Raw genomic sequence first — 15,650 nt, 5'->3', positions numbered from 1 at the left:
CGGAGCGTGTTGTGATCATTCTGGGAGTCATTCTGCTCGTCATCGGTTTCGTCACGGGCATTTCCATCCTGTGGACCATCGGGATCATTCTGGCCGTGATCGGCCTGATCCTGTGGATCCTCGGTGGGATGGGACACGCCGTGGCAGGACGCAGACACTATTGGTGACGCTTCCGGAGAGTTCTCGTCACCCGGGAAGCGTGTCACTGGTGGTTGCCCGAGAAACCGACCACCTGCACTGGGCACGTCGGCGGTAACGCCGTCCGACGTGCCCAGAAAGGCGTCGACATGCGTATGGACCATACCGAGGCGCCCGTCCTGGACGCCCTCGCCGCGTTCACCGAGAGGGACGAGCTGGGGTTCTCGCCGCCCGGTCACAAACGGGCCAGGGGAGCCGACCCGGCCGTGCGTGCCGTACTGGGGGACGCCGTCTTCCTCGGCGACGTCCTGGCCAGTGGCGGTCTGGACGACCGGCGGGAGCGGGGGAACGTGCTGGGGCACGCCGAAGAGTTGATGGCGGAGGCCGTGCACGCGGAGCACACCTTCTTCTCCACGTGCGGAAGTTCGCTCTCCGTGAAGGCCACCATGCTCAGTGTGGCCGCGCACGGACAGAAGCTGCTCGTGGGGCGGGACGCGCACAAGTCGGTGGTGTCCGGCCTGATCCTGTCCGGCATCGAACCGGTGTGGGTGGAGCCCCGGTGGGACACCGGACGGCACCTCGCCCATCCGCCCTCGGTCGACTCCTTCGCGCGGGCCTTCGACGAGCATCCGGACGCCCGTGGCGCCCTGGTGACGAGCCCCACCCCGTACGGGACCACGGCGGATCTCTCCGCGATGGCCGAGGTGTGCCACCGCCGCTCACGGCCCCTGCTCGTCGACGAGGCGTGGGGTGCCCATCTGCCGTTCCACGACGAACTTCCGTCCTGGGCTATGGACGCGGGCGCGGACGTGTGCGTCACCAGCATCCACAAGATGGGCAGCGGTCTGGAGCAGGGCTCGGTCTTCCACCTCCAGGGAGACCTGATCGACCGGGCCACCCTGGCTTCCCGGGCCGATCTGCTGGGGACCACGAGCCCGTCGGTCCTGCTCTACGCCGGGATCGACGGCCGGCGCCAGATGGTCCTGCGCGGTCACGCCCTGCTGACCCGTGCGCTGGAGCTGGCGAGATCCGTCCGCGAGGAGATCGAGACCATCGAGGGAATGCACGTCAACGACCGGGAGGACTTCTGCGGCCCCGGAGCGGGAGCCGATCTCGATCCGCTGCCGATCGTGATCGACATCTCCGGACTCGGCACGTCCGGCTATCTCGCCGCCGACTGGCTCCGCGAGAACCACCGGATCGACACCCACCTGATGGATCACCGCCGCATCAGCGCACAACTCACCCACGCCGACGACGCCCTCACGACCGGCCGCCTGCTGACCGCGCTGCGCGACCTCGCCGACCGGGTGGAGACGCTGCCGTCCGGGCGCCCCGTCGAACTCCCGGACCCCGGTGAACTGAGGCTGACCCAGGCCCGTCTGCCGCGCGACGCCTACTTCTCGGTGACCGAGGACGTACCGCTGGAGAAGGCTGCGGGCCGCACGGCCGCCGAAATGATCACGCCCTACCCACCGGGCATCCCCGCGGTCCTGCCCGGTGAACGGCTGAACGAACCCGTCCTGCACTACCTCCGCTCGGGGATCGAGGCGGGAATGAACCTCCCCGACCCCGCCGACCCCGAACTGCGCACCATCCGCGTCTGCGCGACGGACGACGACACCTGAGCCGCGACGGGCAATCCGTCGACGAGACCCCGGCGTACGGCCCGTCGGGCACGTTCCAACCTCACCACCGAAGGGATCCCCCATGACTGCCGACGACGTGAGCGCACGGAAGGTACTGGCGATCGTCACGAACTACGGCGTCGAACAGGACGAGCTTCTCGTTCCCCAGGAGCATCTGAGCGGCTGGGGCGCCGAGGTCTCGGTCGCCGCCGTGTTCATGGACGAGGTCCGGACGCTGGTGGGCGACGAGGAACCGGGAAGGGCGGTCCGACCGGAACTGACGCTCGCCGAAGCGGATCCGGCCGCCTACGATCTGCTGTTGATCCCCGGCGGAACGCTGAACGCCGACGCGCTGCGCCAGCAGGACGACGCCACGCGCATCGTCCGCGCGTTCACGTCGTCCGGGCGGCCCGTCGCGGCCATCTGCCACGGGCCGTGGGCCCTGGTCGAAGCCGACGTGGTGGCGGGGAAGCGGCTGACGTCCTACCCCTCGCTCAAGACGGACATCCGCAACGCCGGCGGGGAGTGGACCGACGAGCCGGTCGTCACGGACGACGGCCACGGCTGGCCGCTCATCACCTCGCGCAACCCGGGAGATCTGGAACCGTTCCTCGGCGAAGTGGACGCGGCCCTCGCGGTGGCCACGCGGTGAGGCCGGGCCCGATACGGAAGGGCCCGCCCGCACCGACGTGGCCGGACGGCGATCCGTGCGGTGTGCCGCCTCAGCGGCCGAGGGCCCGGCGCAGTTCCTGCTTGTTCATGGTCGAGCGGCCTTCGATGTTCTTGCGTTTGGCCTCCTCGTACAACTGGTCCTTGGTGGGGCCCTGCGATCCGCTGTGGGAACGCTCGCCGCCCCGTTCGTAGGCGGACTTGGGGTCGCGGGTGGACGTCTTGCTGGACGTCTTGGCCTCGCCGGAGCGGGCGCGTTCCTTGTTGACGACGCGCGAGGCGAGTTCCTTCGCACGCTTCTCCGAGGCGCCGCGTTCCTCGGCGCTCTCCTTGATGTGCTCGTACTGGCGCTCACGCTTCTTGTTCGATCCGGCCGGCATGGGTGTCTCCGGTGTGTCGGTGCGGCCCGCGGGCCGCACAGGGGCGAAGAGGGGCCCCTCCAGTCGACGCACGGATTCCGCGGCCCGCCACACGAGCGGTGCGGCGGCGCACGGGCGGACGTGCCGCGCCGGTGCGCTCCTTGCCCGGCACCAGTGGCTTTCCGGCGCCCGCCGGGAGCCGCGGGACGACTCCGCCGAGGAGGTGACCGTACAGGTGTCGCCGCGCGAGGGGCACGGGTTCCTCGCTCCGGACCTGCTTGTCTGTCCTGGCCCCTCCTACCGGGAGGCGAAGGGAAGGAGGGTGCCGTGACGCAGCCCGAAGGCGACGTGCTCCACGAACTCGCGGCCGACCACCGCGAACTGGAGGCGATGTTCTGGGAGATCGAGCTGCAGCCGGTGGACCACCCGCGGCGCGGGGAACTCGTGGACCGGCTGATCGCGGAAGTCGTCCGGCACACCGCCACGGAGGAGGCGCATCTGCACCCGGCGATGCGCGAGTACCTGCCGCACGGGCAGGCACTGGCCGACAAGGAGCTTGCCGATCACGCCAAGGGTGAGCGGCTGCTCGGCCGGCTCGAAGGGCTCAGCGTGGGCGATCCGGACTTCAACGACACCCTCGCGAGGCTGAAGTTCGCGATCGCCTTCCATGTGCGCGAGGAGGAGCACGACCTGTTCCCGAAGCTCGCCGCCGCGCTTCCGCCCGAGGAGCGCGCGGAGCTCGGCCGGCGGGTCCGCCTCGCCCGCCTGCGTCCGGCCGTACGACGGGCCGCGAGGTCCTCGGGCGCGTAGCGGTGTCGGCGGCGGGACGCCGCCGACTGTGAGCAGGACCCGTTCCCATGAAGGTGTGTCGCAGGGAGGAAGCGATGGCGCGGACCGTCGGAGTGGAGGAGGAGCTGCTGCTCGTCGACCCGCGCAGTGGTGAACCACGAGCACTCTCCGCCGCCGTACTGGCCGTGGCGGATCGCCGGGCCGACGGGGAATCGGCCTTCGAGGCGGAGCTCCAGCACCAGCAGGTGGAGTTCGCCACGAAGCCGCACAGCGCCATGGGGGACCTCGGGGATGACATCCGCCGCGGGCGCTCCGAGGCAGCCGAGAGCGCGGCCCGCGCCGATGCCGCCGTCGTGGCCCTCGCGACCGCGCCGACGCTGGTCAAGCCCTCGCTCGGCGACGGGGAGCGGCACGGCTGGCTGGCCGAGAGGTTTGGTGAGCTCACGCAGGAACAGCTGACCTGCGGATGTCACGTGCATGTCTCCGTGGCATCGGACGAGGAAGGCGTCGGCGTACTGGACCGTGTGCGGGCATGGCTGCCGGTCCTTCTCGCGCTGAGCGCCAACTCCCCCTTCTGGCAGGGCCGCGACACCACGTACGACAGCTACCGCAGCAGGGTGTGGGGGCGCTGGCCGTCGGCCGGACCGGTCGAGGTCTTCGGCACGGCGCAGCGCTACCACGAGCAGGTCAGGGCCCTGATGGAGACGCGTGTCCTGCGGGACCCGGGGATGATCTACTTCGACGCCAGGCTCTCCCACCGGTACCCGACGGTCGAGGTCCGGGTCGCGGACGTCTGTCTGGATCCGGCCGATACCGTGCTCCTCGCCACCTTGACACGAGGGCTGGTCGAGACGGCGGCACGGGAGTGGCGGGCGGGCGAGGAACCGCGTGCCGTCGCTGTGAGCCTCCTGCGCATGGCGGCCTGGCAGGCGGCCCGGTCGGGTCTCGACGGGGAACTCCTTCACCCCCTCACGATGCGCCCCGAGCCCGCCGCCGATGTCACCAGAGCCCTGCTCACCCACGTGCGCGAGGCCCTGGAGGAAACGGACGACCACAGGTCCGCCGAGTCGGCGCTCGAAAGGCTGTTGGAACGGGGGACCGGTGCGAGGACCCAGCGCGAACTGCTCGACCGCACCGGAAGACTTGGCGCCATGGTGACCGAATGCGTGGCCAGAACACGAGGCTGAACCTCCCTCTGTGACCCGCGGTCCCCGGAGGACGCTCCCTCATGCCGCTCCATAGCAATGTGCCCGGCCACCGCTCCATTCGACCCAGTGGGGATCGTCGACGAGCTCCCACGCGTCGTCCAGCCCGGCACGTCTGAGGAACTCCACGAGGTCGCTGTCGTTGTGGGCCCGTCCGACGACCTTGCCCCTGATGGCCACTCTCCGCCCACCGGCGCCGGAGAGGCGGTGCACGACGACGGGAGCCCTGGTCTCCCCGGACCGAACCATGCGCTGCCCTCGATCCTTCTCCCTAGATCAGCGGCACGACGACGGCGACCGCCACGATGATGACGACGAGCACGATGATCCACACCCATGGAGTCCGGTGTCCGGGCGACGGATCCTCGGGACCTCCTCCCCGGGGTCGGTCCTCGGGAAGACTGGCGTTCTTCGGCCGGTCGCGGCGGTAGAACTGCAGGTCGGTCATGGGAGGGATCCTCCTCTCGCACGTCTGCGTCCCGATCGGGGCGCCCTGCTTCTCCATGCTCCCACTTCTGCCTTTGTCGCGATATCCGTGGTATTGCTCTGATTTCTTGGCGTATATCGGTGTGGCGGGGGCGCCGTGCCCCTGATGCGCGTAATGCGGCCGTGCGCACCGGAACAGACCGCATAGTGCGCAGAGAGCAGGTGTGGTCCGTGGTCGCGCTGCTCGGCGTACCACTCGCAAGCCGGAGAGGGAGTCGACCGGTGCTTCTGTTCGCCAGGCGCAGGCGCGCGATCAAGGAAGGGGTCCGTCGGGCCGGGGTGGCGGGCTATGTCGCGATCGACCGCCGTACGCCTCTTTCGGAGGCCGCCCGGTCCGTGATGCGCAAGGCGTTCCCCGACCACTGGTCGTTCCTCCTGGGGGAGATCGCCCTGTACGCGCTGGTCGTTCTGGTGCTGACCGGCAGCTTTCTGACGCTGTTCTTCGACCCCAGCATGAAGTCCGGCCCGTACCTCGGCTCCTACGCACCCCTGCGGGGTCTGACCGTGTCGCAGGCGTACGCCTCCACCCTGCACATCAGCTTCGACGTACGGGGCGGGCTGCTGATCCGGCAGGTGCATCACTGGGCCGCCCTGATTTTCGTCGCGGCCATCGGGGTCCACCTGCTCCGGGTGTTCTTCACCGGCGCGTTCCGCCGGCCCAGGGAGGTCAACTGGATGGTGGGGGTGACCTTGTTCCTCCTCGCCCTCCTGGAGGGGTTCGCCGGCTACTCGCTCCCCGACGACCTGCTGTCGGGGACGGGCATGCGCACGGCGAACACCATCGTGATGTCCCTCCCGGTCGTGGGCACGTACCTGAGCGACCTCCTGTGGGGCGGCCCGTTCCCGGGCCAGGTGATCCTTCCGCGCCTCTACATCGTCCACGTCCTCTTCGTGCCCGGCCTCCTCCTCGGTCTCGTGGTGGTGCACCTGATGCTGGTCCTCTACCTCAAGCACACGCAGTGGGCGACGCCCGGCAGGACCAACCGCAACGCGGTGGGGCAGCCGATGGTCCCGCACTTCGCCGCGAAGTCGGCGGGGCTGAGCCTGATGGTCGCCGCTGTCACCGTGTGGCTGGGCGCCACCGCCCAGATCAACCCGGTCTGGAGCTACGGCCCGTACCGGGGGGACCAGGCCGTCGTCGACTCCCAGCCCGACTGGTACGTCGGGTTCCTGGAGGGCGCGTTGCGGCTCATGCCCCCCTGGGAGAACGAGGTCGCGGGGCACACGCTCATGTGGAACGTGCTCGTCCCGGCGGTGTTGCTGCCCGGCCTGCTCTTCCTGGTCCTCTACGCGTACCCCTTCTTCGAGGAGTGGGTCACCGGCGACCCGGGCGAGCACCACCTCTGCGACAGGCCGCGGGACCGCCCCACGCGCACCGCACTGGGTGTGGCGGCCATCGTTTTCTACGCGGTGCTGCTGATGGCGGGCGGCAACGACGTCACGGCCCTCGTCTTCCACGTCTCCGTGGAAGCGCTGACGTGGATCCTCAGGGTCGCGCTGATCGTCGGCCCGCTCCTCGCCTACGCCGTCACCACCCGCGTGTGCCTCGCGCTCCAGGCGCGTGAGCGCCGGCTCGTACGCACCGGTACGGAAACGGGGCAGGTCGGGCAGAACGTCTACGGCGCGATCCATGAGGGCCACCGACCGCTCGACTCCGCCCGGCTCCGTCGGGCCCTGGTGCGGGACGTTCCCCGGCCCCTCGGCTCCCCGGGCGGCGGAGCGGCTCGGCGCGCGCGGATCCGCTCGTCGCTGAGCCGCTGGTACTACCGCGACCGGGTCGACATGCCGACAACCTCCGCACAGCGCGAGCGGATCGACGAGGTGTTCAGGGAGCCGGCCGAGGACCGGGAGCGGAGGTAGCCCCGCTCCTCCCGGCGGCCGTCAGCCGTCCCGGCCGGCGAACTGGAACGTCATGCCGAGCACCCCGGCGAGGAGCACGCCCAGCCCGATGAGGAACAGGAAGAGGGCGTAGACCACCCCCAGGCCGATCAGTGCCGCGCCCACGCCGATGATCGCCGGCCAGGCGCTGTGCGGGGGGAAGAACCCCAGGGCGCCGGACCGTTCCCGGATCTCCGCGCCCTTGCGGTCCTCGGGCCTCGTTCCCCTCTTGTAGTGGTTCGTCACGCAGAAAAGGCTGATGAGCGCGGACATGAGGAAGGAGACGGTCAGCGCGGCGACGCCCGCGGGTTCGCGCGCGAACCAGGCGTAGACGACATCGGTGACCAGGAAGAAGACGGCCACACCGGCGAAGAGCCGGGCTTCCGGTTTCATGCGTTCCGCCCTTCGATCGTGTCCGGGGTGGCCGAGTCGCGCGCTGCCTCTCCCGGCGCGTGCGCCTCCGGATGGTGCAGGTCGAAGGCGGGTGAGTCCGACCGGATCCGCGGCAGGGCGTCGAAGTTGTGGCGCGGCGGCGGACAGGAGGTGGCCCACTCCAGGGAACGGCCGTATCCCCAGGGGTCGTCGACCGTCACGAGCGGCGCGTGGACGGCGGTTCTCCAGACGTTGTAGAGGAAGGGCAGGGTGGAGAAGCCGAGGAGAAAGGCTCCGGCCGAGGAGACGGAGTTGAGCAGGGTGAACCCGTCCGCGGGCAGATAGTCGGCGTACCGCCGGGGCATGCCCATCTCGCCGAGCCAGTGCTGGACGAGGAAGGTGACCTGGAACCCGACGAAAAGCGTCCAGAAGTGGATTCTGCCGAGCCGTTCGTCCAGCAACCTGCCGGTCATCTTGGGCCACCAGAAGTAGAAGCCGCCGAACATGGCGAAGACGATCGTGCCGAACAGGACGTAGTGCAGATGGGCGACGACGAAGTAACTGTCGGTGACATGGAAGTCCAGCGGCGGCGAGGCGACGAGGACACCGCTCAACCCGCCGAGCAGGAACGTCACGAGGAACCCGATCGCCCAGAGCATCGGCGTCTCGAAGGAGAGGCTGCCGTTCCACATCGTGCCGATCCAGTTGAAGAACTTCACACCGGTCGGCACGGCGATCAGGAACGACATGAGGGAGAAGAACGGCAGGAGCACGGCCCCCGTCGCGAACATGTGATGGGCCCAGACCGTGGCCGAGAGCATGGTGATGGCGACGGTCGCGCCCACCATCCCGACGTAGCCGAAGACGGGTTTGCGGCTGAACACGGGGAGGATCTCGGTCACCACGCCGAAGAAGGGCAACGCGACGATGTAGACCTCCGGATGCCCGAAGAACCAGAAGAGATGCTGCCAGAGCAGCGCGCCGCCGTTGGCGGGGTCGAAGACGTGGGCGCCGAACTTGCGGTCGGCCATCAGCGCGAGCAGGGCGGCCGTCAGGACCGGGAACGCCAGCAGCACCAGGAGGGAGGTGAAGAGCACGTTCCAGGTGAAGATCGGCATCCGGAACATGGTCATCCCCGGGGCGCGCAGACAGACGATCGTGGTGATGAAGTTGACCGATCCCAACGTGGTGCTGACACCGCTCAGTACCAGGCCCATGGCCCACAGGTCACCGCCGGCCCCCGGGGAGCGGACGGCGCTGTTCAGGGGGGCGTACGCGAACCAGCCGAAGGAGGCGGCGCCGCCGGGAACGATGATCCCGCTGACGACGATCAGCCCTCCGAAGAGAAAGAGCCAGTAGGTGAGGGCGTTGAGCCGGGGAAACGCCACGTCCGGCGAACCGATCTGGAGCGGCATGACGGCGTTCGCGAACCCGGCGAAGGTCGGCGTCGCGAACAGCAGCATCATGACGGTGCCGTGCACGGTGAAGAGCTGGTTGTACTGGAAAGGGCTCACGAACTGCAGACCCGGACGCGCCAGCTCGGCACGCATGACCATCGCCAGGGCCCCGGCGAACAGGAAGAAGGCGAACGAGGTGACGAGGTACATGTTCCCGATCGTCTTGTGATCGGTGGTCGTCACGATCTCCCGGATCCGACTGCCCAGGAGCACCCGGGAACTGTCGGGCTCGTCCTCCTCCGAGAGCGTCCGTCGTGGTTGCTCCAGCCATGACATGCGTGCCTCCGCGGTTCCGGGGGGCGGAGAGGGACTGCGCCGACAGCACCGGGCAACGGGGACGCCCGGCGTCGGACCGAGGCCCCGGCTCTCCCACCTGAGAACGAAACCGGGCCGCCGGTGATTCGCTGCCGAACGGGTGAGCCGGGGCTCCCGGACCGGCTCCGGACGGTGCTCCCGAGCCCTCGGACGTGGCATGCCGCGCCACCGTGGGACAGGTCCGCCCCGGCGTGAGACGGTGGACGACAGGGGATGGCCCGAGGCGCCGGCAGGACGCCGCGCTCCCCGCCCCGGCCCACCCACCGGCGGTGCTGCGGGCGAAGGGCCGGAACACGGCGTACCGGGGACCGCTCCCGGACCCGCGGACGGCCGCGCGATTCCCCGGGCGGGGCAGGAGCGGACGGAAGGCGTGATAGAGGTGAGCGGCTCGGCACTCGTCGTCATCGACATGATCAACACGTACGAGCACAAGGACGCGGAACTTCTCCTGCCCGCGGCCGAGGCCGCGCTGCCGGGGATCGAGCATCTGCTCGGCCGGGCCCGTTCGGCAGGGACGCCGGTGATCTACGCCAACGACAACTGGGGCCAGTGGCGCTCCCATCAGGGGGAACTGCTCGACGCGGCCTTGGCCGCGCCCCACGCCGCGCTCGTGGATCCGATCCGGCCGGACGCGGAGTCCCTGTTCATCGTCAAGGCCAGGCACTCCATCTTCTACGAGACCCCGATGGCCCATCTGCTGAGGGCCCTCGAGGTGGACCGGGTGGTCCTCACCGGTCAGGTGACCGAACAGTGCGTGCTGTACTCGGCACTCGACGCGCACATCCGGCACCTGGACGTGACGGTGCCCGTGGACGCGGTGGCCGCCATCCACCCCGACCTCGCGCAGGCCGCGCTGACCATGATGCGGAGGAACATGGGCGCCCGGCTCACCAGGGCCGCCGACGTCGCGTGGTGAGGCCGGACCACGACGGGCGCCGACGCAGGGCACTCTTCGACCGGGCGGGACACGGGGCTCAGGACGAGCGGTCCACCCGGGCCCGGCACCAGCCGTCCTCCGGGCCGTTCGCTAGGCCAGTGCCTACCTCGGCGCCCCTGCGGCGCGCCGACGCCCCATTCGGCCGGCCCGCCGCTCAGGGCGCGGTCGAGGAAGCGGCCCTGCGACTCCTGTCATGACCGCTCGCCGGAAGCCACGGACATGGACGGACACGGGGAGGGGAGGACGACGGGCCGCTCCCGGCGGATGTACGGGACGAGCGGGACCGGGGCGCCGACCGCGCGCCGACCGGCCGCACGGTGACGCAACCCGCCGATCAACACGACCCCGGCGATCAACAGCCCGCCCGAGACGAGGGCGCCGCGCGCGCCCGCGAACTCCAGCAGCACGCCGAGCAGGGGCGGGCCCGCCAACTGCCACCCGGTGCTGGCACTGCGCCAGACCCCGAGAACCCGGCCGCGCATCTCCGGGTCGGGGTCGGTCTGGAGGATCGCCGCCCCGGCGGTGTCCGAGACGGACTCCACCACGGCCATGGTGATGACCAGCGCGATCAGCACGACCAGTCCGGGAGAGAGTCCGGCCGCCATCTGGAGCACACCCCCGGCGGCGGCCAGCACACCCACGAGCCGCACGGTCGGGCTCCGGAGCCGCCCGGCGAGCAGCGCGCCCAGGATGCCGCCCACGGCCAGCACGGTGGAGACCGTGCCGAAATCGCTCTGCCGGGCGTGGAGCGGTCCGATGACCAGGACGGCGAGGGTCAGCTGGTAGTTCCGCCCGAAGACCGAACTGACCGCGGTGATCCCGGCGAGGGCGACCAGGCGCGGCCGCCCCAGGAAGTAGGCGAGACCGGCCCGAGCACCTGCGGACGCATCGGCGGACCGCCCGCCCGCACGCGGCTCGGGGACACGCGCCGCCCGATCGGTCCCCGGTCCGCGCACAGCGGGCGCGGCTCTGCGTACCCCTTCCCGCAGTGCGTGGGAAGCCGGATGCAGGAAGGGGATGACGGCGGTCACGAAGAGGAACGAGAAGCCGTTGACCACGTAGGCGGACGCCGTGCCGAAGGCGCCGACGGCGACCGCCGCCGGCGCGGTACCGGCGAGCCGCCCGGTGCTGTGCACCATCGCCCCCAGCGATATGGCCGAGGGCACGTCCTCCCTGGGCACCAGATCATTGCCCAGCAGCGAGGTCGCCGGGCCGTCGATCGTGCTGACGATGCCGGTCACCGCCGCCAGGGCGAGCAGGACCGGCACGTTCAGCAGGTCGAGACCGATCAGGACCGCCGTGGAGAAGGCGATCAGACCGAGCACGGCCTGGCTCACCGCCGCGGTGATCTTGCGGGGCCACCGGTCGACCGCGGCCCCTCCGAGAACACCCAGCAGCAGGCCGGGGCCGGCCTGCACGGCCGGGGACAGCCCGGTGGCCGCCGCCGACCCCGTGATCTGGAGCACCAGCAGGTTCTGGACCGTGAGCTGCATCCATGTGCCGGTGTTCGACACCAGGTTGGCCACGGACCACCAGCGCATGCTCGGCACCTTCAGGCACCGCCACGGGCTGCTGCCGCCCCGTCGGCCGAACCGCTTCGGCCGGGTGGGGGGCTCGGGGACGGGGACGGCGGGAGCGGGCACGGCAGGCACATGAGGGCTGGGGGAAGGCACACGTCGGCCCCGGCGGGGGCGTATCGGTGGGTGTGCCCGGGCTGCCGGGCGAGAAGGCGGGGTGGGGTGCCGCCCCCGGCCGCCGGCGCGCACCCATCGTCGCAAACGCCGTGCCGTCGCCGGACGCGTCCGACGCCGGGAACGGCCCCCGGGACCGGACCGCCCGGCCCAACTCCCGTGAGGCCGGGCGGCGTGAGCGGTCCGGTGTCCTTGCTCACACGCGGCCGACCGGCGCGACGGCCCGCCCCCCCCGTGGGGGACGGACCGTGAGCGGGCACGCGCAGAGGGGAACGGGACGGGCGTCAACGCGTCCGCTTGGCCGTGGCCGTCTTCCTGGGTGCCCGCTTCGTGCTCGTCGCCTTCTTCGCCGTCCTGCGCGCGGAGGGCGGCGACCCCGCGTCCGCCCCCTTGTGCCCCGTCTCCGCCCCGGACAGGTCGCCGGAGCCGCTCTCCCGGTGTGCGCGTACGAACCACTGGAACTGCTCCAGGGCATGCAGGTGCTCGACGAGCAGGTCCTCGGTGACGGGATCGATCTCGGCCGCCTCCGACGCGGCACGTCGGTGATCCTCGATGACGCCGGAGTACACGAGGTCGAGGGAGCCGAGGTGCGTCATCGCGTCCGCCCGTCCCAGGCCGTAGTCCTCCCAGGTGCGCTCGGCCACCAGGGCTCCGGCCGTTCCGCGTGGTTCGCCGCCCAGCGTGGCGATGCGTTCGGCGATGCCGTCGACCATCTCCCGCACAGCCGCCGCCTGCGGATCGAGCATCTCGTGGACGGCGATGAAATGCGGTCCGACGACGTTCCAGTGGATGTGCTTGAGGGTGAGGGCGAGATCGTTGAGCGCGTGGAGACGCGGCCTCAACAGCTCGATGACCTTCTCGCCCTGGGCCGTGTCGAGGCCGGGGACGGTGTAGCGGGGGGCGGTGGTGTTGCTGGGGGGCATGGGAGCTCCTGTGCTGAGTGCGTGGTTCCTCAATGTGTCCCAGGGGGCGCCCGCTTCCGCGTACGACTGTTGCGAGAGGCACCTGACTGGTGGAACCACTGCTCACGATCGGCCCCCTCGGACAGTGTCCGGTACCCGGGTCCGGCGGCGGGGGATCGCTGGCGAACAGGCGGGCCGCCGGGAACCGGTTCCGGACACGTGGGGGTTCCCGCTCCCACGCCGGGAGGACCCCGGACCCCCGATGATTGGGGCAATGCGGTGGTGCCGTCACGTCAATGGTTCGGTGCACTTGTCCTGCGGCCGCCGGATGGAAAGCGTGGGAGCGCGGTCCGACGGCCGGTCGTGCGGGCGGTCGGTTCGCGCCATGCCGAGCCGGCCCCATGCGCTGCACGGCAGCGCGGCACAGGAGTTGTGCCGTCCCATGGACACGTCCACCCCCGCGCGACCGGATCCCATCGGGCCGTCCGGTGACGGCTGGGACCAGGTCGCCACCCTCAGCCGGGAAGTGCGGGGACTTCGCGAAGCACTGAAGTCCCGTTCGGTCATCGACCAGGCCCGCGGCATCGTCATGGCGGAGGCGTCGTGCTCCTCGGAGCGCGCGTGGTCCGTCCTCCTGGAGGTTTCACAACGCACCAACGTCAAACTCCGCGACATCGCCGAGCGTTTGGTCGGCAGCTACGCGGACGGAACGCTGCCCGCGGCGGTCCGCGACGACCTCCGCGAAGCGCTGAAGCGGCTCGGACGCGCGTGAAGCGGCGGCGAAAGTGACCTGTCACCCGCCGCCGGTGGTGCACGGCCCCGCGCCCGGACCGGATCGCGGTACGGAGGAAGCGTCGGCGCTCACGCGTTCCGTACCATGAAAGCCCCGAGTCGGCGGGCCGCGGCGCTCCCCGCGGGGGACAGGCACCACTCCCACCAGCCGTCCAGCGCCCGGTCCGAGATGTCGTCGCAGGCAAGCAGGGCGGGCCAACCCAGCACGTCGGCCTGGGCGGTGACCTTGGCGCCGCCGCGCACCGGGTCGAGCGCCAGCACCGGCACGCCCATGCGCAGCGACAGCACCAGCCCGTGCAGACGGTTGGTGACCATGACGTCCAGCTTCCCCACGAGGGAGAGGTACTGGTCCGCGCTCCGGCACAGGCGCCAGTCGTCACGGGCCAGTCGGGTGTCGGCCTCCACCCGGGCACAGTCCTTGCGGGCGAGCCAGCGGAGCACGGCCTCACCCGCCTCGGTGTGGCGCCGCCGCGCACCGTACTCTCCCTGACTCATCGTCAGGGCCACTCCCACCAGCGGGCGTCCGGGGCCGACGCCGGCGGCCGTCGCCAGGTCCGGCAGGGAGCCGCGCCCGGGCGCGTCCCGTGGCAGGACGCGGTGGAAGCCGGTGACCGCGGGCGACCCGGGATCCACGACGCTCACCCCCACGGCCAGCCGTCGGCAGGCGGCGTACCGCTGGTGCAGTCCGGCCACCTGCTCCCCGTGCACGGGGCCGCAGACGAACAGCACCTGCTCGTAGCGGCCGGGGAGGGCCGACTCCAGCGAGAGTTCGCCGGGTGCGAAGACGGGGCTCCAGGCGGTGTCGTGTCCGACACCCAGATGGTCGAGCGCCCGCGACACGGTTCGCTGGGCCAGCGCGGCCCCGGCGGTGACCTCTCCGTCCGGGAAGCTGAACCATCCGGTGACCAGCACCCGGCCCGTCGGGGCGCGAGGGGAGAGGAGGTCGTCGAGGGCGGCGCGAATGTCTTCGTGCATGGGCAGTCCCTTCGTCGATCCGTTCCCACGGTACGCCCGGGATGCGAACGGGCCGTGGTTCGGCAGAATCAGTTCCTGTGACCGGGCGCCGTGAGTGCGCGCCCGGTGGCCGTCAGGAAGCGGCGGCGCGGACGGGACGGGGCGAGCGGGCGGGCCGTGGCGAGGACCACGGACGCGGCTCCCGGACATCGGTCCCGGTCTCTCCGTACACAGTGCAGCCGGGTGACCCGATCACGACGGCCCGTACTCGATCCAGTGACACACCGGGCGGAACGCCGAACAGCCGGCCGGTCCGCTCCGGTCCGCCGCACCCCCGTGGAAGAGGAGTCCGCCCCATGATGCCCTCATCGGCTGAACCCTGGCCGTGGCGACGAGCCGTTGTGGCCGGCGGCGCCGGCTTTCTCGGCTCCCATCTCTGCGAGCGCCTCCTCAAGGGCGGGGTCGAGGTGGACTGCGCCGACAATCTGGTGACCGGATCGGCGGAGAACATCGCCCATCTCATCGGCGTACCCGGCTTCCGATTCGTCAACTGCGATGTCGTGGACGCCTCGTGCGCGCGGCAGCTTCCCGGCCCCTACGACCTCGTCCTCCACTTCGCCTGCCCCGCCTCGCCGGCGGGCCGACGGGGCCCGCGACCGACCAGCAGAGCTCCTCCTCGCCCGGTCCGGTGACGACGACGACCCGGTGCCCCGCGGCGCTCTCCCCGGCCCGCCTGCTCTCCCCGGCCCGGCCCGAACCCGGGCACCCCGCACCGCCCCGCTGGCGGGCGGACGAGCGAGCCGGACCCGGTCGCGGAGCATGTCCCGGACCGTGCGGGACGGCGGGCACGAGTCGAAACGCTTCTCCGAAGCCCTGGTCACCGCGCACGCCGCGGCCGAGGGAACGAACGCCGGAATCGTCTGGGGCAACGTCAACCCGGTGGGTCCGCGCAGCGTCTACCCGGATCGTCGGCGCCGCCGAGTTGCGTACCGGCAGGCGACCCGCACGCCGCCGAGCCGGACCCCTGCCTTCTGCGCCTGGGCGCCGACACCGTGCTCGGCGCCTCCCTCGACGCGCT

Annotated in this window: 17 protein-coding genes; 9 read left to right on the top strand and 8 right to left on the bottom strand. The window is 71.0% G+C overall.

Annotated elements, in window-relative coordinates:
* The first annotated feature begins 11 nt into the window (after nucleotides 1-11).
* From ACWC97_RS00530 to ACWC97_RS00520, 3 genes are all read left to right on the top strand, one after another.
* Complete coding sequence (locus ACWC97_RS00530) at nucleotides 12-167, top strand: DUF6131 family protein (protein WP_283850580.1); 156 nt, start codon at nucleotides 12-14, stop codon at nucleotides 165-167.
* 120 nt (nucleotides 168-287) lie between these two features.
* Nucleotides 288-1,766: an aminotransferase class I/II-fold pyridoxal phosphate-dependent enzyme gene (locus tag ACWC97_RS00525; protein WP_450646531.1), complete on the top strand. Its 1,479-nt coding sequence runs from the start codon at nucleotides 288-290 to the stop codon at nucleotides 1,764-1,766.
* An 82-nt stretch (nucleotides 1,767-1,848) separates the two neighbouring features.
* Nucleotides 1,849-2,418, top strand: a complete 570-nt coding sequence (locus ACWC97_RS00520; protein WP_352276695.1) for a type 1 glutamine amidotransferase domain-containing protein — start codon at nucleotides 1,849-1,851, stop codon at nucleotides 2,416-2,418.
* Between the two features lie 70 nt (nucleotides 2,419-2,488).
* Here the strand turns inward: ACWC97_RS00520 and ACWC97_RS00515 are convergent, their stop codons facing one another.
* Nucleotides 2,489-2,815, bottom strand: coding sequence for a plasmid stabilization protein (locus ACWC97_RS00515; protein ID WP_352276696.1), 327 nt, complete (start codon nucleotides 2,813-2,815; stop codon nucleotides 2,489-2,491).
* Nucleotides 2,816-3,121: 306 nt separating this feature from the next.
* Between ACWC97_RS00515 and ACWC97_RS00510 the strand changes: the two genes are divergently transcribed.
* Together ACWC97_RS00510 and ACWC97_RS00505 are read left to right on the top strand one after the other, a co-directional pair.
* On the top strand, nucleotides 3,122-3,604 hold the full coding sequence (locus ACWC97_RS00510; RefSeq protein WP_352276697.1) for a hemerythrin domain-containing protein: 483 nt from the start codon (nucleotides 3,122-3,124) through the stop codon (nucleotides 3,602-3,604).
* A 74-nt stretch (nucleotides 3,605-3,678) separates the two neighbouring features.
* Nucleotides 3,679-4,770, top strand: coding sequence for a glutamate--cysteine ligase (locus ACWC97_RS00505; protein ID WP_352276698.1), 1,092 nt, complete (start codon nucleotides 3,679-3,681; stop codon nucleotides 4,768-4,770).
* Between the two features lie 39 nt (nucleotides 4,771-4,809).
* Here ACWC97_RS00505 and ACWC97_RS00500 read toward each other — a convergent pair whose 3' ends face one another.
* Nucleotides 4,810-5,037: a hypothetical protein gene (locus tag ACWC97_RS00500; RefSeq protein WP_352276699.1), complete on the bottom strand. Its 228-nt coding sequence runs from the start codon at nucleotides 5,035-5,037 to the stop codon at nucleotides 4,810-4,812.
* A 22-nt stretch (nucleotides 5,038-5,059) separates the two neighbouring features.
* Entirely contained in the window at nucleotides 5,060-5,236 is a 177-nt protein-coding gene (locus ACWC97_RS00495; protein ID WP_352276700.1) for a hypothetical protein, read from the bottom strand.
* 266 nt (nucleotides 5,237-5,502) lie between these two features.
* Here ACWC97_RS00495 and qcrB point away from each other — a divergent pair, with 266 nt between their 5' ends.
* Nucleotides 5,503-7,134: a cytochrome bc1 complex cytochrome b subunit gene (gene qcrB / locus ACWC97_RS00490; RefSeq protein WP_450647444.1), complete on the top strand. Its 1,632-nt coding sequence runs from the start codon at nucleotides 5,503-5,505 to the stop codon at nucleotides 7,132-7,134.
* Nucleotides 7,135-7,155: 21 nt separating this feature from the next.
* Here the strand turns inward: qcrB and ctaF are convergent, their stop codons facing one another.
* Both ctaF and ctaD read right to left on the bottom strand, forming a co-directional pair.
* Complete coding sequence (gene ctaF, locus ACWC97_RS00485) at nucleotides 7,156-7,545, bottom strand: aa3-type cytochrome oxidase subunit IV (protein ID WP_450646527.1); 390 nt, start codon at nucleotides 7,543-7,545, stop codon at nucleotides 7,156-7,158.
* Complete coding sequence (gene ctaD, locus ACWC97_RS00480; RefSeq protein ID WP_450646526.1) at nucleotides 7,542-9,257, bottom strand: aa3-type cytochrome oxidase subunit I; 1,716 nt, start codon at nucleotides 9,255-9,257, stop codon at nucleotides 7,542-7,544. Before ctaD ends, ctaF begins: the two co-directional genes overlap by 4 nt.
* Before the next feature lie 418 nt (nucleotides 9,258-9,675).
* Here ctaD and ACWC97_RS00475 point away from each other — a divergent pair, with 418 nt between their 5' ends.
* Nucleotides 9,676-10,212: a cysteine hydrolase family protein gene (locus ACWC97_RS00475; protein WP_352276798.1), complete on the top strand. Its 537-nt coding sequence runs from the start codon at nucleotides 9,676-9,678 to the stop codon at nucleotides 10,210-10,212.
* A gap of 212 nt (nucleotides 10,213-10,424) precedes the next feature.
* Here ACWC97_RS00475 and ACWC97_RS00470 read toward each other — a convergent pair whose 3' ends face one another.
* Both ACWC97_RS00470 and ACWC97_RS00465 read right to left on the bottom strand, forming a co-directional pair.
* Nucleotides 10,425-11,774: an MFS transporter gene (locus ACWC97_RS00470; protein WP_450646525.1), complete on the bottom strand. Its 1,350-nt coding sequence runs from the start codon at nucleotides 11,772-11,774 to the stop codon at nucleotides 10,425-10,427.
* A gap of 434 nt (nucleotides 11,775-12,208) precedes the next feature.
* Nucleotides 12,209-12,847, bottom strand: a complete 639-nt coding sequence (locus tag ACWC97_RS00465; protein ID WP_450646523.1) for a Dps family protein — start codon at nucleotides 12,845-12,847, stop codon at nucleotides 12,209-12,211.
* 421 nt (nucleotides 12,848-13,268) lie between these two features.
* Here ACWC97_RS00465 and ACWC97_RS00460 point away from each other — a divergent pair, with 421 nt between their 5' ends.
* The gene (locus ACWC97_RS00460; RefSeq protein WP_450646521.1) at nucleotides 13,269-13,598 is read left to right on the top strand and encodes an ANTAR domain-containing protein; all 330 of its coding nucleotides are present in this window, start codon (nucleotides 13,269-13,271) and stop codon (nucleotides 13,596-13,598) included.
* 89 nt (nucleotides 13,599-13,687) lie between these two features.
* On the opposite strand, the gene ACWC97_RS00455 is transcribed toward ACWC97_RS00460, so the two are convergent.
* Nucleotides 13,688-14,593 (bottom strand): polysaccharide pyruvyl transferase family protein, encoded by a 906-nt coding sequence (locus ACWC97_RS00455; RefSeq protein WP_450646519.1) that lies wholly within the window; start codon nucleotides 14,591-14,593, stop codon nucleotides 13,688-13,690.
* A 380-nt stretch (nucleotides 14,594-14,973) separates the two neighbouring features.
* Between ACWC97_RS00455 and ACWC97_RS00450 the strand changes: the two genes are divergently transcribed.
* The gene (locus tag ACWC97_RS00450) at nucleotides 14,974-15,264 is read left to right on the top strand and encodes an NAD-dependent epimerase/dehydratase family protein (protein WP_450646517.1); all 291 of its coding nucleotides are present in this window, start codon (nucleotides 14,974-14,976) and stop codon (nucleotides 15,262-15,264) included.
* Nucleotides 15,265-15,650: the final 386 nt, after the last annotated feature.

Source organism: Streptomyces sp. NPDC001108, from assembly GCF_053598535.1.
The sequence above is the reverse complement of the archived record's forward strand: the minus strand, read 5'-3'. Positions and strand labels throughout refer to the sequence as shown.